The following is a 21638-nucleotide window of genomic DNA, read 5'->3' on the forward strand; positions in this document are numbered from 1 at the left end:
TAACTAAGTTACTAAAATTCAAGTAAAAACGTTAAATCCGTAATTACATTGGTGATTTTAATTAAAAACGTGTGAACAAATCCTGAATTACAGGTTAGCGTGTAACAGCACGCTGTTATTTATGCTGGAAACACTTTTTTAAATGGTTTAACAATTGTATTGACGTATACGCCCCCTGAAACATAAGGATCATCAGTTGCCCATTCGCGTGCAGCTTCTAACGAATCAAATTCTGCAATAATAACTGAGCCTGTAAAACCAGCATCCTGAGGGTCCTCATTATCAATAGCAGGGAAAGGGCCGGCAGTAAGTAGTCGGTTTTGTGCATCAAGCTCTTTTAGACGTTCTAAGTGCGCTGGGCGGGCTGCTTTTCTTAATTCAAGACTGTTTTCAACGTCAGTTGAGTAAATCATGTACAACATAATGGATTCTCGTAAAGGTTGTTAAATTTTATTATGTAAATACTATCACAGCGTTGAAAATTGGCGAATCAAAAGCGTATACACTTAGGTTTACAGTTGGATTTTATTTTTAACGTTATTTGCTTGAAAACCGCTGTATAACACTGGTAGAGTCGCTCAGATACTCAAAATAATAAAAAGGTTTTATACATGAGCGATAATAGAGAGCGATTTAGCTCCCGTCTCGGATTTATCCTGGCAGCTGCTGGGTCTGCTGTTGGTATTGGTAATTTAGTGGGTTTTCCAGTTTCTGCGACTAAAAATGGTGGCGGCGCATTTTTATTAATTTATGCTCTATTTGTCGTTTTTATTTGTTTACCCGTGATGATGGCGGAAATGGCCATGGGCCGTAACGCTCAAAAAGATCCACTTGGCTCATACACGTTACTAGCTAATAACGATAAAAAATGGAAGTTTGCAGGCTTTTTAGCCGTATTAACTCCATTTATGATTGCCGTTTTTTACATGGTAATTACAGTTTGGATTTTTGGATACCTAATACAAGCAGGTATGGGTAACTTAGATGCATTAGCTAACCCAAGCCACTTTGGCACGTTTATAAATAGCTACACCGTATTCGCTTATATGGCAGTGGTGGTGGTTATTGTTAACCTCATTCTACTCGGCGGTGTAAAACAGGGTATAGAAAAAGCGGCTAAAGTATTAATGCCAGCATTGTTGGTGATGCTGTTGGCTTTGGTAGCGTATGTTTTAACGCTAGATAACGCATTGGCAGGTGTTGAGTATTACGTTATTCCTGACTTTTCAAAAATGAGTGCAAGCGTACTCAATGGCGCATTGAGCCAAGCGTTTTTCTCGTTATCGCTAGGTATGGGTATTTTAATGACTTATGCGTCTTATATCTCGAAGAAAGACGATATTGTAAGCAGTGCAAAAATGGTGGCAATAACAGACTCATTGGTTGCGTTTGTTGCAGGCCTAATGGTTTTACCTGCTATATTTAGTTTTGACCCAAACACAAATCCAGAATCGTTATCAGACTCGTCGGTATCAATGATTTTTGTTTTCTTACCTAAGATATTATTAGCATTACAAAATGATATTGGTTATGTAGGGGCATCGGCTGTAGCGTTTGCATTCTTTTTGTTAGTATTTTTTGCAGCAATCACTTCATTGGTTTCTATTGTAGAGGTGCCTACTGCATCATTAAGTGATCGTAAAGGTATCAGCCGTAAGAAGGCATTAGGTATACTAACGCTTAGCACAGGCGTGTTAACGATTATATGCACAATGTCGTTTGGTATGGTTGATAGTTTAACGTCGTTTACCAGCTATGGCGGTGCCAGTAAGAGCTTTTTTGATATTGTAATTGATGTATTTTACGACACTATATTACCTTTAAATGGCTTAATGGTGTGTTTGTTTGTAATGTATCGCTGGAAAAAGGCGCGTTTAACTCATGAACTTAGCCAAGGTTCACCCGGCTACGAAGGTAGCATGATGGAAAAGTATGTGAACTTTTCACTATCAACGTTTATTCCGTTTATTTTAGCTGTGATATTTATAAACACGGTTGCGACTAAATTCTTTGGTTTAAAGTTATTTGGCTTTTAAAATGTAAAGTAAAAAAATTAGCCGCGCTTGTCGCGGCTTTTTTTTGCCTAACATTTAGCTTAAAGCACCTGAGTCTAAATAACTCCCAACACCCAGAGTAAACATCCAAATTCCCCATAGGCTATGCTCAATAACACACACAAACGTTGAGCGGCTTTGTGCATAAGTATACGAAAATAACAATCCACCTAAAAAAGCTAAGCCTACTGCAATCAAGTTAGCATAAACAATATGTGCTAATGCAAACACGGTGGCACTGACAATTATACGCACACTTTTTTTAGGCATAATGTGTTTATAACGATGAAAAAAGTAGGTTCTAAATATTAGCTCTTGAGGAATAACCGATAATACAGGGTATAGCAGTAATAAAAGTAGCCAATCATTAAAAGAGTTACGAGGCAGGGAAAACCAGTTTTCTTGATGGATGATCCCGTAAAACATACCAGAGAAAAGGGCGCCTAAAAAAAAGAAGCTAAACAAACGCTTTTTTACAGCAGAGAACTGCCCAAGGCTGGTAAGCCTAAAACGCTTAAAGTGTGGGTCGCTCAACAAAAGCATACCGCATACGCTCATTAAAATAATAAGGGCAGGGAAAAGCCAATTGGCTAAATGATGACGTAAGCTAAAGCCAAGTATTGGTAGTAGGATAAATATAAGGGTAAATTCAAGCCAACGGTATTGATTAGCGTTCAAGGTCGTCTCAGGCTGTTTTTTTATAAACTAACAAGCTAAGACGACATTTTTATGACGAAAACTAGTTTACAGCTTCGTCATCATCAGGGAGGTATTTATAAAGGGCAATAATTGTGGCAAAAATGCTTATAAATGTAATAGCCATCAAGCCAAAGACTTTAAAGTTTACCCAAAAGTCGAGTGAAAAGTTATACGCTATGTATATGTTAAGTGCTGCAATAGCGGCGGTAATAGCTACCCACATTAAGTTTAATTTATCCCATAATGGCTCTGGCACGGTTATTTTTTTATCTGTGTCATTTGCGTTTTCTAAAATAGCGGTTAGTGCCTTTTTTACTAAGTTTTTATTGAGTATATAACGACTTATAAGCAGCATAATGCTGAAACCCGCGTATATAATAGTGGCTTTCCACTTTACAAATTGCTCATCGTGAAACACAAGCGTTAAGGTCCCAAATACGGCAGCAATAGAAAAAAATATCCACTGGCGGGTGGGTACTTTCCCATGCTTGTAATAGCTAAATATGACTTGAATAAGAGACGTTGCAATTAATAAAGCCGTTGCCCAGTAAATATCTACAAGCTTAAACACTGCAAAAAACAGTATGAGTGGAATGTATTCAATTAGTGCGTGCATATACTACCTAAATTATACAAAAATAAATTAAAGCGTTTTTACCACATAACACTTGGTAACTACAAGGTTGACTTAAAGCCCTGTAAGCCTTAGCCTGCGTGGCTTTATTTATTCATCATTATATTCCCACGCTAAACGTATTCATTGTTTACGTGTATTTAGGAGCCTTATATGAACAAAACTCAACTTGTTGCCGAAATGGCAAAACACAGTGAACTTACTAAAAAAGATTCACAAGCCGCTCTTACAAGTATTCAAAAAGTGATTACTAAATCGTTATCTGAAGGTGATCAGGTGCAAATTAATGGATTTGGTACGTTTGCACTTAGCTATTATCCGGCACGCACTGGGCGCAATCCGCAAACAGGTGAAACAATTGAAATAGAAGGGGCTAACAAGGCCGTTTTTAAACCAGCTAAAGCACTTAAAGATCGCCTTTAATACTTCACTTTTACTTACCTTTTTATTTGTACTATCTAGAACAACGCTCTTTTAACGTCATGTAGATTATTCATTAATTATAAATAATTTACATGGGGTTATATCATAAATTAAAATTTAATATAATTTTCAATGATTTAAATTTGGCATCCGTCCTGCTTATAGTTTAGTGAGTTAAACACTTAATTAATTTATAAGGAGAGCCAAATGAATACATTACAATCGCGTACACCACTTAAAGGTAAAAAAATTGCCATTTTAGCCACTGACGGTTTTGAACAAAGTGAATTGTTTTCTCCTCGCGATGCATTATTAAATGCGGGTGCAGAAATAGAAATAGTCTCTATCAAAGAAGGTCAAATTACTGGGTGGAATGAAGATAAATGGGGCGAAAAAGTATCAGTAGATAAACTCGTCACCAATACAAACTCTGCTGATTACGATGCGTTGATGTTACCTGGTGGGTTATTTAACCCCGATAGCCTTCGCCAAGATAAACATGCAAAAGCCTTCATAGATGGTTTTTTTGGTGCAGAAAAAAACAAACCGGTTGCCGCAATTTGTCATGCACCCTGGTTATTGGCAGAAATTAACAAGTTACGTGACCGCACGGTAACCTCATTTCCAAGTATTAAAAGCGATTTAATGAATGCAGGCGCAAACTGGGTAAATGAGGAAGTGTGTGTAGACAGAGGTTTAGTAACCAGCCGCAGCCCAGAAGATTTAGATGCTTTTAACGCTAAATTTATTGAAGAAGTGCTAGAAGGTAAGCATAAAGCGCACTAAATTTTAATAATGAAAAAGGGCAATTAAATGCCCTTTTAATGTGTTTAAACCTGAGTTTACTTAAAGCTCTGTAGCGGCTTTCATGTTGCTAACAAACGTTTTTAGTTGTGCTGTCATTGCATCCAAATCATCAAGATTGGCTTCAATAATCTTTACCACCGCAGAGCCTGAAATGGCCCCGGCTGCACCTGCATTTAATGCTGATTTAACATCGTCTGGCGTTGAAATACCAAAGCCAAGTAGTGCAGGGGCTGCATGGTACTCTTTTAATTTGTTTACAATATTACCAGCGGGCATTTGTGCTTTAGTATCTGTACCAGTTACGCCTGCACGTGAAAGTAAATAAGTATAACCGCGTCCATATGAAGCACACTGGCGAAGAGTGTCGTCATCTGCATTAGGTGTTGCAATAAATATTGGGTCAACACCATTGTCCATTGCAGCCTTTCTAAACATTTTAGACTCATGCAGAGGAACATCCGCTACCAAAATAGAGTCTACCCCTACGGCTTTTGCATCTTTGTAAAACGCTTCTAAGCCACGTTTAAACACTAAGTTTGAATATAACAATAAACCAATTGGAATATCTGCATTGTATTCACGAATTTCTTTAATGATGTCAAAGCAATCTTGGGTGTTAATATTCACATCAAGCGCACGTATATTAGCGGCTTGAATAACAGGGCCATCGGCTATTGGATCTGAAAAGGGAATACCCAGCTCTAGTCCGTCAGCACCACCATCAATTAAGCTTTTAATGATAGCAATACTCTGCTCTTTTCCTGGATCGCCAATGGTCACAAAGGGAACAAACGCACCTTGTTTTTTCTCATTAAGTGCAGTAAACATAGCGCCATAACGGTCCGTCTTAACTTGGCTCATAGCTGGCCTCCTTCAGATAATACTTTGTGTACATGTGCTAAATCTTTATCGCCACGGCCACTTAAATTAATTACGATGACACTGTCTTGCGTCTGTTCTTCTGCATATTTTAGCGCGTAGGCTAAAGCATGGCTTGACTCCAGAGCCGGAATAATACCTTCGTTTTTAGCTAATGACTGAAATGCATCAAGTGCCTCAGTGTCACTGATACCTACATATTGTGCACGGCCCGTTTCATGTAAAAATGCATGCTGTGGGCCTACCGCTGGGTAATCTAGACCCGCTGATACAGAGTATGATTCTTCAATTTGGCCATCATCGTTTTGCATAATGTAAGTGTATGTACCGTGTAGTATACCTTTAGTGCCCTTACAAATAGTGGCGCCGTGTTCATGGGTGTCTAAGCCTTTACCTGCTGGCTCTACACCAATTAGTTTTACGCTAGGCTCGTCAATAAAATCGGTAAACATACCAATAGCATTTGACCCACCACCAACGCAGGCTATAACAGCGTCTGGTAAGCGACCTTCAGCTTTAAGCACTTGTTGCTTGGCTTCTTCACCAATTACTTTTTGGTATTCGCGAACAATTGTTGGGAATGGGTGAGGGCCCGCAGCAGTTCCTAGTAAGTAGTGCGCTTCTTGGTAGTTAGCTGACCAGTCACGTAGCGCTTCGTTTACGGCATCTTTTAATGTGCCAGAACCCGCTGTAACAGGAATGACTTCTGCGCCCATTAATTTCATTCTAAATACATTAGGTTGTTGGCGTTCAACGTCTTTCGCACCCATGTATATGCGGCATTTTAAACCTAAAAGTGCACATGCTAAAGCAGTAGCGACACCATGCTGACCTGCGCCGGTTTCAGCAATCACTTCTTTTTTTCCCATACGTTTTGTTAATAACGCTTGGCCAAGTACCTGGTTTGTTTTGTGTGCACCACCATGAAGGAGATCTTCACGCTTTAAGTAAAGTTTAACCTTTGGGTTTTTAACTAAATTACGCGTTAAAGTAAGAGGAGTAGGGCGACCTGCATACTCGTTTAATAATTTGCTAAGTTCTGCCTGAAACTCAGGATCTTTTTGAGCTTTGTTAAATTCGTTTTCTAACTGCTTAAGTGCAGGGACAAGCAACTCGGGTACAAACATACCGCCAAACTCGCCAAAATAAGCTGGATTTTGCATTTTAACCTCAATAATTTCTGATACTTGTAAAAGCATGATGTAATTTGTTTGGGCACTTTTTACCCGGAGCGTCTTCAACTCCAGAATTTAAATCAAGGCCTAAAGCGCCTTGAAAAAGCGCATCTTTTATATTCTCTGGATTTAAGCCACCAGCAAGCATAAATGGCGTTGTTGCATCGCGAAGTACTGACCAATCAAATACCTTACCCGTACCCCCAGCTTTTGTATCGCTGTGAGTGTCATACAGATGTCGGTCAACACCATTTACAGGAGTAGGTAGCGCATCTTTAATTGCTTGTGCCTTCCAAATTTCACAGTTGCTTGGTAACTGTGTACGCAACGCTTTAATGTAATCGTCACTTTCTTTGCCATGTAATTGAACTGCCGCTAATTTTAACACACTTGCAGCGTGAGCAACTTTATCTGTTGGTTCATCAACAAAAACACCTACAAATCTTAGTGGTGCTGATTGCGTTATGGCTTGGGCGCAATCTAAATCTACACAGCGTGGAGATTTAGGGTAAAAAATTAAACCGCCATATATGGCGCCAGCATTATACGCTGCTTGCGCATCCTGGCTGCGAGTAAGCCCACACACTTTATTTTCACCAAAAATAACACGGCGACATGCTTGCTCTAAATCAGCTTCGGCCATCAGCGAGCTGCCAATTAAAAAGCCATCGCACAGCGGAGCTAAGCGTTTAACGTCTTGATGGGTATAAATACCTGACTCAGAGATAACGACTTTATCTTCAGGTATTAACTTACGTAGTCTCTCAGTAGTTGCTAAATCGGTACTTAAATCACGTAAATCACGATTATTGATACCAATAATTTTAGCATTTAGAGCAAGTGCTCGGTGTACTTCTTCTTCATTACTTACTTCTGTAAGCACCGCCATATTGAGTGAATCAGCCACTGTGTGAAGTGTTTTATATTCTTCATCATTAAGTACCGAAAGCATAAGTAAAATTGCATCGCCACCATAAATGCGGGCCATGTAAACCTGATACTCATCTATGAAAAAGTCTTTACAAATAAGAGGCTGCTCAACTTGACTGCGTACAAACTCAAGGTAATCAAAACTACCTTGAAAGTATTTAGTATCGGTGAGTACGCTCATGCAGCTTGCATATTTTTTGTAAGCTGCAGTGATTTCAGTTAAATCAAAGGGTTCTCTTATTAAGCCCTTAGAAGGGGACGCTTTTTTACATTCTAAAATAAATTGCGTACCGGGTGCCGCCAATGCTTTATAAAAATCACGGCTGGTTGGCACAGCTTGATCTTTAAAACTTTCAAGCGGACGAGCGGCTTTTCGTTCAATTAACTCTAGTTTTTTATCAGCAACAATTTTGTCTAATACATTAGCCATGACTTACCTCAATAATTGCATTTAATGTGTCCATGGCTTTGCCTGAACTTAAAAGTGAGTGTACTTGCTGTGCGCCATCTTTAAGTGAATCGGCTTTACCTGTTAGATATAAAAGAGCAGCAACATTGACCACAATAGCGGCGTTGTGCGCATCAGTGCCTTTGCCTTGTAAAATAGCAACACTTGCATCAGCGTTATATTGTGGGCCTTCACCTGCTAGTTGTTCAAGTGAATAGTTTGCAAGGTCAAAGTCGCTTGGGTTGAGCGTGTACTGGGTTATTTCACCGTTGTTTAATTCAACAACATGCGTAGGTCCATGAAGAGCAATTTCGTCAGTGCCTGAACCATGCACGACCATTGCGCGTTTAGTGCCTAATGTTTTAAGCGTTTGTGCCATAGGCATACATAGCGACTCGTCGTAAACACCTAGTAATTGCACATCAGGTGCCGCAGGATTCGCAAGAGGGCCTAAAATATTAAAAATTGTACGTGTTTTGAGTGTAGTACGTACGCCCATCGCATGACGCACACCGCTGTGATAATGAGGCGCAAACAAAAACGTAAAGTGTGTTTGCTCAAGGCATTTTACTGCTTGTTCTGGGCTCATATCTATATTAATACCGAGCGCTTTGAGTAAGTCGGCAGAGCCTGAGTTACTAGACACACTGCGGTTACCATGTTTTACCATGTTAATACCTGCTGCAGCTGCAACAATAGCGGCTGTGGTACTGATATTAATTGTGTTTGACCCATCGCCACCGGTGCCGCAGCTATCTGCAAGTTGTGTACAGGTGGTATTAAATGCGACTGCGTTTTCACGCATAGATGCAGCAGCTCCCGCTATTTCATCACTCACTTCACCTTTCATTTTAAGACTAATAAGCAAAGCTGTTAGCTCAATATCGCTCATGTTACCTTGCATAATTTCATCAAATAGCACTTTTGATTGGCTATAACTGAGTGATTGCTTAATCGTAAGTTGCTCAATGGCGTGTTGAACATTAAGTACGTTGGTTAAATGTGTACTCATAACGTCCTCTTAATTATTATTTGTTAGGTAAGCAACACTTTGTTGCAGCAACATAGCCCCGTTGGGCGTAAGTATTGATTCAGGGTGAAACTGATAACCCAGAGCACCGTCATCATGGTGATAAATAGCCATAGGAATATCTTGGTATTGTGCTATTACCTCTATGCTATCTGGTACTTGCGTAGCCATTAATGAGTGGTAACGTGCCACCGGCATTGTCTCGCCCATATTTTCAAACACAGGGTGTGTGCTTAGATCAATAATTGATGACTTACCATGTACGGTTTCACCCGCATGTCCGATTACTCCGCCATAACTTTGTGTTAACGCTTGTTGACCTAAACAAATACCCAGCATAGGGAAATGGCCCTTACACAGCTCAATAAGATCCATAAGGCAACCGGCATCGCTTGGTGTGCCTGGGCCTGGTGAAAGTACAAGTAATACTTGGCCTTGCTCTTGGCGCATTTTATTAAAAATAGTATCGGCGCTTATGTTATTTCTATACACAACAAGCTCACCACCGAGCATAGTTAGTTCGTCTACCAAGTTGTAACTAAACGAATCAAAGTTATCTAAAAAGTAAATTTTGATTGGCTGTGATGCACCCATGTTATACCGCCTCGAAAGTTGATTTGATGGCGGTAATAACCGCTTGAGCCTTAGCACGTGTTTCGTTTGCTTCAGATTGCGGGTCTGAGTCAAATACAACCCCTGCACCGGCTTGCACATAAGCCATGTTGTTTTTAACAAAGGCAGAGCGAATGACAATACAGCTGTCCATTGCGCCATCACCGGTTAAATAACCTACTGCGCCACCGTAACTGCCACGTCGTTTTCCTTCTGTTTGGCGAACTAATTCTGCAGCGCGAACTTTAGGCGCGCCTACCAAGGTGCCCATGTTCATGCATGCTTGGTAAGCGTGAAGTGCATCAAGTTCTGGTTTTAATGTACCAACAACACGTGAAACTAAATGCATAACTTGCGAATAACGGTCTACTTTTAATAGCTCTTTAGCATGACGTGTACCTGCAACACTAATGCGTGCTACATCGTTACGGGCTAAGTCAACAAGCATTAGGTGTTCTGCACGTTCTTTTTGATCGTTTCTAAGTTCAAGCTCAATACGGCTATCTAAATCGGGATTTATTTGCCCATTAGCAAATTTACCACGAGGGCGCGTTCCTGCAATTGGGTACACTTCTACCTGTTGATTATTAATATCGTATTTAAGGGCTGATTCGGGTGATGCACCAAATAAAGCAAAGTCCTCATCGCGCATGTAAAACATATAAGGGCTTGGGTTTTGTTGTTTTAATTGGCTATACGCATGTAAAGCGTTAGGGCAAGGCAGCGAGAAAGTACGAGAAGGAACAACCTGAAAAATATCACCGTCTACAATGTTCTTTTTAAGTTTTACAACCTGCTGACAGTAGGTGCTGTCGCTTATGTCTACGCTCACCTCACATTCGCCTTTATTTAATGGGGCGCTGTATTGGGCTGCGTTATCGCAAAGGCTATTTAACTGCTCTAGCTGTTTGCCTACTTCAAAGCAGTTTGCGTGTACGTCAGGGCCGTTAAACACGTTACCAATCAATTCTGTGGTCTGTTTTTGGTGGTCTATTACAACTAATGTTTCAGCTAAATAAAATACATAATCAGGGCAGCTGTTCTCGCCATCGGGAACGTCACTTAGCTGTTCAAAGTTTGCAACCATGTCGTAGGCAAATACACCGCCTAAAAATAGAGAAAATGGATTGTCGGTGGTGCTTTTGATTGAGTTAATACAAGTTCGTAAGGCACTAAATGCATTATCCGCTACTAGTTTACTGGCTTCATCAATGTCGTTACTTGTACTCAAGTAATTTAGGGTTAGGTTGGTATCGTTTAATTCTGCATTGCAGTTTTTAACATGAGCTTGTAAGTAACTTAACAGCTGCTGTCCATTGTTTGACTGGGCTGTAATCGTGACTGTTTTGCCGTGGCAAACGATGCGCAATGCGCAATCGACTAAAATTAAACTTTTTACACTGTCTTTAGAATCAATTTCAGCCGATTCAAGTAGCAGCGAGTTAGGTTTATCAAGTGCCGCGTAGAGCGCAAGTGGACTACTGATGTAGTCGCGTGTTTGCGTAATACTCGTTACTTCACCCGGTGTAGTTGTTATATGACTAAAAATCAAACCTCATCCCCTCAAAAAAATCAAACCCCGCAATGCTGTGCAATGCGGGGTTTGAATAACGATATCTAAATTACAAACAGATCATTACCGTCCCGCTATACCAGGCGCCACCACCAATGATGTGTATGAGTAATACCGTTATTCATGTTTTCTGCCTCAAATTTATTATGTATTTATTAAAATTTAGTTATAAAAAAACCCGCATATTTGCGGGTTTTGAAATTTTGTCAGACACGACAATTCATCACCCGGTAATTACGAGTGCCACCACCAAATTATGTTTAGGCTTGAATTGTTCATTGTTATTAATTCTTTATGTGTCTTAAAGTGGCTACAGTAAAACGTATCTAGTGCTTTTGTGTCAAGTGTTTATTTAAAACAATTTAATGAAAAAACTTGTTATACTTGCATAAATACCTTCAAACCTTAATTTTAAGCAGTTTTCTTTTGATAAAATATGATTTACATAGCCACACAACACATTCAGACGGACATTTAACGGTTGAAGAATTATTAAACCGTGCAGTAGATAAAAATATTGATGTGTTTGCTATTACCGATCATGACACTGTGGCAGCTATTAAACCGGCTCAATCATTTATTAAGTCAGAGAATCTTCCGCTGTCATTAATTACAGGCACAGAAATATCGACAAAGTGGGAAAGCTTTGAGATCCACATTGTCGGGTTAAACATAAATATTGATAACGCAGAGCTCGATGCCTTATTAACTGCACAGCAGCAAAAGCGAGAGGAACGGGCTACACAAATAGGTTTCCGCCTTGAAAAAAATGGCTTTGAAGGCATTTACGACCAAGCTAAAGAACTTGCTGTGAATGGACAAATTACACGTGCCCATTTTGCACGTGCATTAATGCAGCGTGGAGTCGCTAAAAATTTCCCTGGAGTATTTAAAAAGTATTTAGGGCGAGGTAAAACGGGGTACGTACCAAGCTGTTGGTGTGATATGCAAACCGCTATTAAAGCAATACATGCAGCAGGAGGGGTTGCAGTGCTTGCCCATCCAAGTAGCTACAGAATGTCTAATAAGTGGTTGCGTAAACTGTTAGTTGAATTTAAAAATGCAGGGGGAGATGCAATGGAAGTAGCGCAACCTCAGCAAGCACCTAGTGAGCGTCAATTTTTAGGTGAACTCAGCCGAGAGTACGAATTATTATGTTCACAAGGCTCAGATTTTCATTTTCCGACAAGCTATTTAGAGCTTGGTAAAAATTTATACTTACCTAAAGATTGCCAAGGTGTTTGGCAAGTTTGGGAAGGACAAGAAGGGGCATTAACATGAGTCAATTATTTCATATTCATCCAGATAACCCACAAGCAAGATTAATAACTCAAGCTGTTGATATAATAAAACAAGGTGGTGTTGTTGTTTACCCTACCGACTCTGGCTATGCAATTGGCTGTAATATTGGTAATAAGCAAGCCAAAGAGCGTATAGAGCGTATTCGTGGCATTGATAAAAACGACAATTTTACACTTGTATGTCGTGATTTATCAGAGTTATCTACTTATGCACGCGTTGATAATCAATTATTCCGACTGATTAAAAATAATACGCCGGGACCTTATACCTTTATTTTTAAAGGCACAAAGGAAGTACCTAAGCGTTTATTAAACGATAAGAAAAAAACGATTGGCATTCGTGTTATTGAGCACCCAATAGCATGTGCACTGTTAGCCGAGTTGGGCGAGCCACTCATGTCGTGTTCGCTTATCTTACCCGGACAAGAATTTACAGAGTCGGACCCAGACGAGATTTTAGATAGGCTTGATAAGCACGTAGATCTTATTATTCACGGTGGATACTTACCAGAGCAGGCAACAACCGTTATTGATTTGTCTGAAGACGATGTAAAAATACTGCGTGTTGGCTGTGGTGATGTGAGCCCTTTTGAGTAATTAAACGTGGCTTCAACGACTAAACTCCAACCAGTAATTGATGAGCCAGTGCAGCAAAATCTGCCACTGGCTTTTTTGCATGGAAAGGCCGTTGTTGATAAACCTGAAGACTTATATATTCCACCCGACGCACTTGAAGTTATTTTAGAAACCTTTGAGGGGCCGCTTGATTTACTTCTTTATTTAATAAAAAAACATAAGCTTGACGTACTTGAGCTTTCAATATTTAGTATTACAGAACAATATGTTAGCTATGTTGAAATGATGAGCGAATTTCAATTAGAGCTAGCTGGTGAGTATTTAGTCATGGCGGCATTGTTAGCGCAAATTAAATCACGGATGCTTCTTCCTGTTCACGAAGAGCTCGAAGAAGAGGAAGACCCTCGTGCTGAACTAATTAAAAGGCTAAAAGAATACGAGCAGTTTAAAAAAGCAGCTGAAAATTTGGATGATATTCCTCGTGTTGGCCGTGATATTTTCGTTGCCCATGCGGTAATGCCCATTAACGACGATACAAGCAAAAACCTACCCGAATTAGAACTCAAAGATTTAATGCTTGCCTTAAGTGACGTTATGGCGAGAGCTAAAACCTTTGAGCATCATCAAATAACAGCAGAAGTATTATCAACCCGCGAGCGCATGAGCCAAATATTACACCAGCTTTCCAAAGCAAAGAGTGCAATTGTGTTTAACGAACTGTTTAAAGCATCAGAAGGTCGCAGCGGGGTTGTCGTAAGCTTTATAGCTATACTTGAGCTTATCAAGGAAGGGCTTATTACTTGCCTGCAAGTTAATGAAGAGAGCTTAATATACGTAAGCCTCAGTGATTAGCCGCTTCGAGTAAAACTTAAACACTTTCATTACACACTAAATTCCCCTATGTAAACAGCTTATGTGCATATACGCACACAAGCTGTTTGCACATGCTATTTTACTGTGCACTTCCTTTCTATATCTTATTGTTATCAAAACACAGGATATTAATTATGTTTAAAAACACACCACTCTCATATGGGTTAGTTGCCATTATATTGCATTGGTTGATGGCGTTTACCGTTATTGGCTTATTTGGTTTGGGTTTATACATGGTTGAACTTACCTACTATGACAGTTGGTACAAAGGTTCTCTTGATTTACATAAAAGCATTGGAATTACGCTTGCAGCTATTTTGATTTTTAGAATTTTATGGCGTGTTTTTTCTAAACAGCCAAAACCGCTAGGTACAAATACTAAAGTCAATCAACTAGCTCATACTGCCCACATAGCTATGTACATTTTATTAGCTGTGATTGTGGTAGCTGGTTATTTGATCTCAACTGCAGATGGAAGGCCCATTGAAGTTTTTACCCTGTTTAATGTGTCTGCTCTCGACTTTGTTTTTGATGATCAAGCTGATATTGCAGGAAAAGTTCATTACTACGGTGCATGTATATTAATTGGGTTTGTTATTTTACATGCGCTGGGTGCGTTAAAGCACCATTTTATAGATAAAGATAAAACGTTAACAAGAATGATTACCCCATTGAAGGAAGATTAATATGAAAAAATTACTAATAAATACGGCTGTATCGGCGGCTCTCGTTTTATCAGCATCGGCTGTAAATGCTGCTGAATATGTTATTGATACAAAGGGGGCACATGCTTTTGTGAACTTTAAGATAAAACATTTGGGTTACAGCTGGCTACATGGACGTTTTAATACGTTTGACGGTGAATTTAATTACGATGCAGAAAAACCTAATGCTTCTCAAATAATGGTAAATATAGATACAACCAGTCTTGACTCTAACCATGCAGAGCGAGATAAGCACTTACGTGGTAAAGATTTTTTAAATGTTGATAAATACCCAACGGCTACATTTAAAAGTACTAACATTACATTTAACAACGATGATTCAGGCAAAGTAACTGGTGACTTTACATTACATGGTGTGACAAAAAGTATTACCTTTGAAATAGATAAAATAGGTGAAGGTCAAGACCCGTGGGGTGGTTACCGCGTTGGATTTGAAGGCGAAACAAGCCTTAAATTAAGTGACTATGGCATTAACTATAATTTAGGACCTGCGTCGACGCATGTTGATATAGGGTTATTTATTGAAGGTATTCGTAAATAAGTAGGGTTGTAATTATACAACTAACTTTGAAAGCGCCACATTACGTGGCGTTTTTTTCTTAGTTCACTCTTGTTTTTAGCAATGGCTTTAAATGCTCGGGCAACCACTTTGATAGTGCATGAATGTATTCATCTGTTTGTTTTATTACCTTAAGGTGTTTGTTTAGCAAAGCAATATTTTTAATCCCTTGCTCGGTTTTAGTGCAACCTATAAAACCATAGCTTAACGCAGGTGCTTCAGTTAATGGTCTTTGGGTTAAGTTATCTTGAAAGTTCATAGATTTAGCTAAATAAAAATGTTCACTTGGGTAGCCAAGTAAAATATCAATGCGTTTTAAGTTAAGCATATAGGTAAGACTAGCTAAGCTATCTCGGGTAGGGCGAATAACAATGTCAACATCGGGCGTTGAATTAATTATACTATCGATAGCTTCCCCATAAGAGCGACTCAAAGACACGCCTAATGTTAGCTTTTTCTCTTGTAGTAAATCATACAAAGACACCTCAGCGTCGTTTTTAAGCGATAGCGCATTTGCTAGCTTTTTATGTAGTGCAACAGAGGGAGATAAACCAACAGTAGAGCTTTCTTGTGTAAATGCCATTTGTTGCTTTCTGTTTTCGTTTTTATAAAGAGAAAGTACGCACGCGTCATTCGTTTTATCAGAAAGGGTTTGAATTAGCTTACTTGCAGGCACCACAACACGATTGAATTTGATATGAGGTAGTTGGTCTTCGAGTAATTTTATGATTGTTTCGTCGCGGCCTTGGCCCTGATACTTACCATTTAATATATAGTAAGGTGCAAAGTCGTTGGTTAACCAGTTAATTGTTTGAGCATGACAAACTGAAGTTAGAGAGCAACAAAATAAAAGAGTGAAAAGTACACGTAACATTGCAGTAACCAACGAATGTAATTGGATTATTGTTTTAACACTTAAGTATTAAAAAGTAAAATGCCAGCAACAAGGCTGGCATAATATTACGTGTTATCGCGCATGGGATTGCGATATAGCTTTGCTTAGCTAACTTTTAGCCACTTAACAAATTGACGCGCATCGCTAGCTTTTTGAAACAATGCGTTTTTTAAACCTTGTGTATCACTAAAGATAACACGATGTTTATTAACTGAAATTGATTGCACAGGATGTGCTATTTGGATCATAGATCCGTTATATTTATAAGACATAATAAAACTCACTTTATTCTTGTAATTTATTCTGCGCTATTTTTTATAGCAGATTGCAGTCAATAAATTAACGATGTTGTGTTTAGCTTCATTACAGTGTTGACGATCTTTATGACACTTTTACGATGATTGTAAAATTCATCTCGGTATTATTTAAGGGGTACTCGCCGTACAATAACTTAGCTTTCAAATATACGTTGTGCGGGGCTTACTGGATCAGGGTAAATAGGTTAACCGCAGTGGTTTCTTAAAACCAGAGGGGGAATTTAACCTAAATAATAATTACGCGCAAGTTATTTGTATAAATATAAAAAACATAGATTTTATCAACTGGTTAAATACGTTGATTTACGATTAAAAGGAATAGTATGCATTACATAATAGTCAGTGATATTTACGGAAAAACGCCCGCTTTACAGGACTTTTGTAAAGCATTAAACACTCAGTTTACCCTTGTTGAACCCTATGGCGGGAAAGAGCAAGCTATTGAAAGTGAAGAACTTAACTATAAAAATTTTATAGAGGCATGTGGCCACAACGTGTATACGGCAATGCTGCATAAACAATTTGATAGACTCACAGAGCCAACAATTTGCATTGCCTTTAGTGCAGGGGCTAGTGCCGCATGGCGAGCCCAGTTATTAACAAGCAATCCACATCTTAAAAAAGTGGTTGGTTTTTATCCATCACAAATACGAAACTACTTAGATTTAGACGCAAGTGTACCCTGTGAGTTTATTTTTCCTTACGATGAGGTGCACTTTGATGTTACTGCTGTTATTAATGAGCTTAATAAAAAACAAAACGTAATTTGCAAACCAACAGATTATTGTCATGGATTTATGAATAAGCGTTCTTTAAATTATAATGAACAGGCTTATCAATACTTTTGTAAATATTTAACTTCAAATGATTTTTAGCATCTTGGTGATAGACGCCTAACTTTAAAATCAATATAGCTCAAAGTGTGTTTATTAATTTTTTAGTTATGTTTGGAAAGTCAGAGCGGTTTTTATACTCTGCGTATAAAGAAGTAAAAATACTACTACGTGAGAGTTTATCTAGGTCTTTAATAAATGCTTTAGCACTTGAACGCGCTGTCCTGCAGCATAGTTGATAGGCTTTTATTATCTCAGCAAGGGTTTGACCTTGCTGGTGAAGTGCTAAATCGGCTTCAACAAAAAATGCAGCGCCTGTCCAATACACACGTTGCTGTGCACCTTGATTCCACATATCAGCAGAAAGCTCACTTAAAGGCTGCGACTTTGTTTTGCTTTGTAGTCTACCTCTACTAAACCCAGCATTTAATCGTTGAACAAATTGCGCTTGGGTTATTACACCGCTGTCTCGCATAATTACGTTTTGCATATAACTGGCAAACCCTTCACTTAACCAAAAAGCAGAGTAGGGGAAAAGCGGCAAATATAAATGCGATAGCTCGTGATATAGGGTCCAGTCTTTAGTAAACGCATTTAAACTTGCGTATCTATCAATATGAAGTTCAATCCCATCGGGATTGCTTCGCTTAACCGTTGCCCATGGTACAGGCTCAAATGCAAAATATTGCGGCTTTAAATAAATAGGCAAGGTAGTTTGCTTTAAAGGCCCAAGCGTATTTTCAGTTTTTTTTACACTCTGATCAACCCAGGTAGAAACAACTTGCTGGCCATTTTTAGACAGCGAGTCTAGCTCGTGTATGTCAACCTCAAGAGCGTAGATGTTTAAAGAGCATAAAAATAGCAACGTCCATAATAATTTCATTAAAACCCCTCTATATTTAAAAACTAATACGAACCGTACACGCTATAAGACCATCCTTTTAACTACATAAGCACATCGTATTTGTTATTTTTTAAACTGATATCAACTATAAAAAGGCAATTAAAGACACGCCTTAATTAACATGGTTTAATCGACCATATACATTGATTTATAGGCTTTAATGATGCAATACCAACATATAAAAATGCCAGAACAAGGGCAACATATAACGGTAGATGAGCAAGGGCAGTGGGTTATTCCTTCAGAGCCTGTTATTGCCTATATTAATGGCGATGGAGTTGGGCAAGATGTTATGCCCGTTATGAGAAATATTGTAGATTGCGCTATTAAACACTGTTATCAAAACAAACGAAAAATACATTGGATGCAAGTGTTTAATGGTGAGCAGGCAGCCAAGCTTTACGATGGTGATTGGTTTCCACAAGAAACAATACAAGCGGTAAGAGTGTGTAAAATAGCAATAAAAGGGCCATTAACTACGCCTTTAGGCGGAGGATTCCGATCTTTAAATGTTGCTTTACGCCAAGAAATGGATTTATTTGTAAATATGCGCACTATCAAAGGGTTTAGTGCTCTGCCTTCTCCATTAAAAAATCCTTTTTTAACCAACATTACCGTACTTCGTGATAGCAGCGAAGATGTATATTCTGGCATTGAGTGGCAAGCAGGCAGCATTGAAAGTGAAAAAATGCTCGACTTTTTATGTGAAGAAATGGGGGTAACACGCCTTAGGTTTTCACAAGATTGCGGCATAGGTATAAAAAATATATCCAAAGAAGGCTCTGAGCGATTAACACGTTTTGCTCTTAATTTTGCCCTTAATAACAATCGAGACTCTTTAACTTTTGTTCATAAAGGTAATGTACTTAAGTTTACAGATGGTGCATTTAAACGTTGGGGCTTTGCGCTAGCCAAAAAGGAATTTAATGCTATTGAGCACGAAAATGGCCGATGGCTAAAAATTGAGCGTATTGGTCAAGCACCCTTAATAATTAAAGAAGTCATTGCTGATAACATGCTACAACAATGTTTAATGAACCCTGAGCAGTTTGATGTTGTGGCAACAACAAATCAAAATGGGGACTTTTTAGCCGATATGCTCAGCGCTCAAGTGGGCGGTGTGGGTATTATGCCTGCGGCAAACTTGAATAATGATGTGGCTTTTTTTGAACCTACTCATGGCACATTTGAACGCATTGCAGGGCAAAATAAAGCGAATCCAAGTAGTAGTATTTTGAGTGCAGTACTTATGCTTAAATTTATGAAGTGGGATGAAGCGGCGTTAACTATTGAAAATGCCTTAGAAAAAACATTAGCAAGCGGACATGTTACGTTTGATTTAGCCCATCAGGGCAATGATATTTCAACAATTCATAACTCGACAACCTTAAGCTGCACAGACTTTGCAAATAAGGTTATCGAGCACTTTTAAACACATTCATTATTAAGCTGCTGAGGCAGTTTTAACTGTATGTACGCATGGGCGATTAGTTAACTGTGCGGCACGGTGGTAAATGTCGTGTGCATTTGGTTCATCGCATTGAGTACCACTAAGCGTATCCATTAAAGCAACAACAATGATTGCCGGAACCTGGCAACAATACTCATCAAGTACCGCTTCAGTTGTTTGCGCATCCACATGACAGTGTGGATGGTTTTGCAGTTGGTAAGCGTTTAATAGTGTTTGTACTTCAAGTACATCGTTTGGTTGGTGCTTAGTTTTACGACAAGTACACCCAAACTCATCAACTAATGTCGCCAGTGTTTGGTAAACATCACTTGTTTGTAATGTTGCTTTAGTACATAACTGCTCTTCAATGAACTGATGTAAGTTAGCATCGATGAATAATCCGTCTTGGCGTGTGAAAGAAGCTGTTGTCATAATAATTACTCTTAGTTTGTTGGCTTAACTTCACTCTAGCGCTAAGTATATTATTAATGAAATTGTTGTTTTCAATAACTGACATTGATTAAATCAATATTAAGTTTTATTCATTTAATTTACGCTAAATTTATCGGTTTCCTTTTCATTTAATTTGGTGCAAAAAATAAATAAATGCACAAAAGTGGTACAAATTTCAACAGAGGTAATATGGGATTTTTGGTTAAGGTGTTGAATTAATTTAAAATAAAAAACATGGTATTGGCTTTGCAAATTATTAATGAGTAAGGTTACTCCCCTTGCTAAGACTTATACGACTCCAAAGCAAAACATCGAGACACTCACTTTATTAAAGTGAGTGTCTCGATGTTTTATTTATTGAAAAATTAGTTTTTAAACGTTGTGTTTTTTCTACCTCTCACCGAGCCCGTCATTTTAGTATGTATTTAAGAGTAAATTGACTGCGTGCTTTTAGATTTTTCAGTATTTTTTGAAAAACGTAACGGATATTTTAAAATTTACCTATCTGCTACTGTTTTAGCAAATTCAAGCATTTCGCGGCGTAACCATTGATGCGCTGGCGCATGGTGGAGCAGTGGACTCCAAATCATTTTGACTTCAATAGGGACTATTTGAAACGGGGGTGGACTTATTACTAAGTTAGTATGTGTTGTTAATAGCTTAGCTTGCCTGCGTGGTAATGTCGCCACCAGTTGCTCTGATTGGCAAAGTAAACTGGCAATCATGTAGTGGCGGGTAAATACCCTAATTTTACGTGTTTGCTCTAACTGCCAGAGTGCTTCATCGACCCAGCCTAATTTTTGTTTACCTGACTTATTAGTTACTGCGGCTTCGGGGCCCCAACCAGCCCGGTTTACCCAAATATGTTCTTTTTTGAGGTAATCATCGAGTGTGGCGTTTTGTAAAAAAGTATTCTTGGGATGTGTTAAACAGCAGTAGTTATCTCGCCATACAGTAGCTTGGTGAAATGACCGGGGTAATCCATTAAAACGGTTAATAGCAAGATCTATAGTGCCTTTTTCCATGTCTTGTAGGTTGACATCGCTTGGGCTTAAAACATCAAAATTAATACCCGGATTTTTATTTAATTGAGCGGTAATAAATGGCGCTATTAACGTTGATTCTAAATAGTCGTTTGCCATTATTCTAAAGGTTATTTCAGCCGTTGCGGGGTTGAATTGCTCACTAGGTTGAGTAATTGCTTCAGCCATTTTTAGTAATGATTCTATTTCGGGTTTAAGCAGGAGTGCTTTAGCTGTTGGGGTCATTGACCCTGCAGCGCGAACAAGGAGCGGATCTTCAAATAAATCGCGTAATCGTTTTAATGCATTACTCATTGCCGGTTGTGTTAACGCTAATTTATTGGCGGCTTTAGACACACTTTTTTCGTCTATAAGCACGTTTAAATAGACGAGAAGGTTGAGATCGACGTTACGTATATTCATTAGATCAATCTTATTTATTTGCTGTATTAATTATCTAAATTAA

Annotated in this window: 23 protein-coding genes; 10 read left to right on the plus strand and 13 right to left on the minus strand. The window is 38.8% G+C overall.

The genetic code is table 11. The features are described 5' to 3' along the window. Positions 1-119: 119 nt before the first annotated feature. On the minus strand, positions 120-422 hold the full coding sequence (locus ACFI34_RS17475) for a YciI family protein (protein WP_058404391.1): 303 nt from the start codon (positions 420-422) through the stop codon (positions 120-122). A 189-nt stretch (positions 423-611) separates the two neighbouring features. Between ACFI34_RS17475 and ACFI34_RS17480 the strand changes: the two genes are divergently transcribed. Continuing rightward, the gene (locus tag ACFI34_RS17480) at positions 612-2036 is read left to right on the plus strand and encodes a sodium-dependent transporter (RefSeq protein ID WP_462674402.1); all 1425 of its coding nucleotides are present in this window, start codon (positions 612-614) and stop codon (positions 2034-2036) included. 54 nt (positions 2037-2090) lie between these two features. On the opposite strand, the gene ACFI34_RS17485 is transcribed toward ACFI34_RS17480, so the two are convergent. Beyond that, entirely contained in the window at positions 2091-2732 is a 642-nt protein-coding gene (locus ACFI34_RS17485) for a CPBP family intramembrane glutamic endopeptidase (protein ID WP_138530000.1), read from the minus strand. A gap of 61 nt (positions 2733-2793) precedes the next feature. Then, a complete protein-coding gene (ispZ, locus tag ACFI34_RS17490) occupies positions 2794-3369 on the minus strand; it encodes a septation protein IspZ (protein WP_462674403.1) in 576 nt (191 codons plus the stop codon). Between the two features lie 171 nt (positions 3370-3540). Between ispZ and ACFI34_RS17495 the strand changes: the two genes are divergently transcribed. Then, entirely contained in the window at positions 3541-3810 is a 270-nt protein-coding gene (locus ACFI34_RS17495) for an HU family DNA-binding protein (protein WP_410898769.1), read from the plus strand. A gap of 207 nt (positions 3811-4017) precedes the next feature. Next, positions 4018-4596 carry a type 1 glutamine amidotransferase domain-containing protein gene (locus tag ACFI34_RS17500; RefSeq protein WP_462674404.1) on the plus strand — a complete coding sequence of 193 codons (579 nt, stop codon included), beginning with the start codon at positions 4018-4020 and terminating at the stop codon, positions 4594-4596. Positions 4597-4656: 60 nt separating this feature from the next. Here ACFI34_RS17500 and trpA read toward each other — a convergent pair whose 3' ends face one another. The 6 genes from trpA to ACFI34_RS17530 are packed head-to-tail and all read right to left on the minus strand — an operon-like array spanning position 4657 to position 11243. Next, a complete protein-coding gene (gene trpA / locus ACFI34_RS17505) occupies positions 4657-5478 on the minus strand; it encodes a tryptophan synthase subunit alpha (protein ID WP_462674405.1) in 822 nt (273 codons plus the stop codon). Continuing rightward, positions 5475-6659 (minus strand): tryptophan synthase subunit beta, encoded by a 1185-nt coding sequence (trpB, locus tag ACFI34_RS17510; protein ID WP_276755078.1) that lies wholly within the window; start codon positions 6657-6659, stop codon positions 5475-5477. Before trpB ends, trpA begins: the two co-directional genes overlap by 4 nt. Before the next feature lie 7 nt (positions 6660-6666). After that, the gene (trpCF, locus tag ACFI34_RS17515; RefSeq protein ID WP_462674406.1) at positions 6667-8031 is read right to left on the minus strand and encodes a bifunctional indole-3-glycerol-phosphate synthase TrpC/phosphoribosylanthranilate isomerase TrpF; all 1365 of its coding nucleotides are present in this window, start codon (positions 8029-8031) and stop codon (positions 6667-6669) included. Further along, positions 8024-9061 carry an anthranilate phosphoribosyltransferase gene (gene trpD, locus ACFI34_RS17520; RefSeq protein WP_462674407.1) on the minus strand — a complete coding sequence of 346 codons (1038 nt, stop codon included), beginning with the start codon at positions 9059-9061 and terminating at the stop codon, positions 8024-8026. Before trpD ends, trpCF begins: the two co-directional genes overlap by 8 nt. 9 nt (positions 9062-9070) lie before the next feature. Further along, the gene (locus tag ACFI34_RS17525) at positions 9071-9673 is read right to left on the minus strand and encodes an aminodeoxychorismate/anthranilate synthase component II (RefSeq protein WP_462674408.1); all 603 of its coding nucleotides are present in this window, start codon (positions 9671-9673) and stop codon (positions 9071-9073) included. 1 nt (position 9674) lies between these two features. Beyond that, on the minus strand, positions 9675-11243 hold the full coding sequence (locus tag ACFI34_RS17530) for an anthranilate synthase component 1 (RefSeq protein WP_462674409.1): 1569 nt from the start codon (positions 11241-11243) through the stop codon (positions 9675-9677). A gap of 447 nt (positions 11244-11690) precedes the next feature. Between ACFI34_RS17530 and rnm the strand changes: the two genes are divergently transcribed. The 5 genes from rnm to ACFI34_RS17555 all read left to right on the plus strand — a co-directional run bounded on the left by rnm (position 11691) and on the right by ACFI34_RS17555 (position 15280). Further along, positions 11691-12545, plus strand: coding sequence for an RNase RNM (rnm, locus tag ACFI34_RS17535; protein WP_462674410.1), 855 nt, complete (start codon positions 11691-11693; stop codon positions 12543-12545). Further along, on the plus strand, positions 12542-13162 hold the full coding sequence (locus ACFI34_RS17540; RefSeq protein ID WP_006792208.1) for an L-threonylcarbamoyladenylate synthase: 621 nt from the start codon (positions 12542-12544) through the stop codon (positions 13160-13162). Before rnm ends, ACFI34_RS17540 begins: the two co-directional genes overlap by 4 nt. Positions 13163-13168: 6 nt before the next feature. Beyond that, entirely contained in the window at positions 13169-13993 is an 825-nt protein-coding gene (locus ACFI34_RS17545) for a segregation and condensation protein A (protein WP_462674411.1), read from the plus strand. Between the two features lie 155 nt (positions 13994-14148). Further along, positions 14149-14700: a cytochrome b gene (locus ACFI34_RS17550; protein ID WP_462674412.1), complete on the plus strand. Its 552-nt coding sequence runs from the start codon at positions 14149-14151 to the stop codon at positions 14698-14700. A gap of 1 nt (position 14701) precedes the next feature. Continuing rightward, complete coding sequence (locus ACFI34_RS17555; protein WP_462674413.1) at positions 14702-15280, plus strand: YceI family protein; 579 nt, start codon at positions 14702-14704, stop codon at positions 15278-15280. A 58-nt stretch (positions 15281-15338) separates the two neighbouring features. Here the strand turns inward: ACFI34_RS17555 and ACFI34_RS17560 are convergent, their stop codons facing one another. Beyond that, positions 15339-16172 (minus strand): transporter substrate-binding domain-containing protein, encoded by an 834-nt coding sequence (locus ACFI34_RS17560; protein ID WP_462674414.1) that lies wholly within the window; start codon positions 16170-16172, stop codon positions 15339-15341. 661 nt (positions 16173-16833) lie between these two features. On the opposite strand from ACFI34_RS17560, the gene ACFI34_RS17565 reads away from it, so the two are divergent. Further along, positions 16834-17385 (plus strand): dienelactone hydrolase family protein, encoded by a 552-nt coding sequence (locus ACFI34_RS17565; protein ID WP_462674415.1) that lies wholly within the window; start codon positions 16834-16836, stop codon positions 17383-17385. 40 nt (positions 17386-17425) lie between these two features. Here the strand turns inward: ACFI34_RS17565 and ACFI34_RS17570 are convergent, their stop codons facing one another. Next, entirely contained in the window at positions 17426-18226 is an 801-nt protein-coding gene (locus tag ACFI34_RS17570) for a M61 family metallopeptidase (RefSeq protein WP_462674416.1), read from the minus strand. Between the two features lie 184 nt (positions 18227-18410). Between ACFI34_RS17570 and icd the strand changes: the two genes are divergently transcribed. After that, entirely contained in the window at positions 18411-19679 is a 1269-nt protein-coding gene (icd, locus tag ACFI34_RS17575) for an NADP-dependent isocitrate dehydrogenase (protein ID WP_462674426.1), read from the plus strand. 12 nt (positions 19680-19691) lie between these two features. Here the strand turns inward: icd and ACFI34_RS17580 are convergent, their stop codons facing one another. Together ACFI34_RS17580 and ACFI34_RS17585 are read right to left on the minus strand one after the other, a co-directional pair. Continuing rightward, complete coding sequence (locus tag ACFI34_RS17580) at positions 19692-20129, minus strand: hypothetical protein (protein ID WP_462674417.1); 438 nt, start codon at positions 20127-20129, stop codon at positions 19692-19694. 518 nt (positions 20130-20647) lie between these two features. Further along, positions 20648-21595 carry a LysR family transcriptional regulator gene (locus ACFI34_RS17585; RefSeq protein WP_008131472.1) on the minus strand — a complete coding sequence of 316 codons (948 nt, stop codon included), beginning with the start codon at positions 21593-21595 and terminating at the stop codon, positions 20648-20650. Positions 21596-21638: the final 43 nt, after the last annotated feature.

Source organism: Pseudoalteromonas sp. PSi26 (genome assembly GCF_054960575.1).

Coding starts and splice junctions, on each gene's coding strand:
- ACFI34_RS17475 (WP_058404391.1), bottom strand. CDS start 422: ATGTTGTACATGATTTACTCAACTGACGTTGAAAACAGTCTTGAATTA.
- ACFI34_RS17480 (WP_462674402.1), top strand. CDS start 612: ATGAGCGATAATAGAGAGCGATTTAGCTCCCGTCTCGGATTTATCCTG.
- ispZ (WP_462674403.1), bottom strand. CDS start 3,369: ATGCACGCACTAATTGAATACATTCCACTCATACTGTTTTTTGCAGTG.
- ACFI34_RS17495 (WP_410898769.1), top strand. CDS start 3,541: ATGAACAAAACTCAACTTGTTGCCGAAATGGCAAAACACAGTGAACTT.
- ACFI34_RS17500 (WP_462674404.1), top strand. CDS start 4,018: ATGAATACATTACAATCGCGTACACCACTTAAAGGTAAAAAAATTGCC.
- trpA (WP_462674405.1), bottom strand. CDS start 5,478: ATGAGCCAAGTTAAGACGGACCGTTATGGCGCTATGTTTACTGCACTT.
- trpB (WP_276755078.1), bottom strand. CDS start 6,659: ATGCAAAATCCAGCTTATTTTGGCGAGTTTGGCGGTATGTTTGTACCC.
- trpCF (WP_462674406.1), bottom strand. CDS start 8,031: ATGGCTAATGTATTAGACAAAATTGTTGCTGATAAAAAACTAGAGTTA.
- trpD (WP_462674407.1), bottom strand. CDS start 9,061: ATGAGTACACATTTAACCAACGTACTTAATGTTCAACACGCCATTGAG.
- ACFI34_RS17525 (WP_462674408.1), bottom strand. CDS start 9,673: ATGGGTGCATCACAGCCAATCAAAATTTACTTTTTAGATAACTTTGAT.
- ACFI34_RS17540 (WP_006792208.1), top strand. CDS start 12,542: ATGAGTCAATTATTTCATATTCATCCAGATAACCCACAAGCAAGATTA.
- ACFI34_RS17550 (WP_462674412.1), top strand. CDS start 14,149: ATGTTTAAAAACACACCACTCTCATATGGGTTAGTTGCCATTATATTG.
- ACFI34_RS17555 (WP_462674413.1), top strand. CDS start 14,702: ATGAAAAAATTACTAATAAATACGGCTGTATCGGCGGCTCTCGTTTTA.
- ACFI34_RS17560 (WP_462674414.1), bottom strand. CDS start 16,172: ATGTTACGTGTACTTTTCACTCTTTTATTTTGTTGCTCTCTAACTTCA.
- ACFI34_RS17565 (WP_462674415.1), top strand. CDS start 16,834: ATGCATTACATAATAGTCAGTGATATTTACGGAAAAACGCCCGCTTTA.
- ACFI34_RS17570 (WP_462674416.1), bottom strand. CDS start 18,226: ATGAAATTATTATGGACGTTGCTATTTTTATGCTCTTTAAACATCTAC.
- icd (WP_462674426.1), top strand. CDS start 18,411: ATGCAATACCAACATATAAAAATGCCAGAACAAGGGCAACATATAACG.
- ACFI34_RS17580 (WP_462674417.1), bottom strand. CDS start 20,129: ATGACAACAGCTTCTTTCACACGCCAAGACGGATTATTCATCGATGCT.
- ACFI34_RS17585 (WP_008131472.1), bottom strand. CDS start 21,595: ATGAATATACGTAACGTCGATCTCAACCTTCTCGTCTATTTAAACGTG.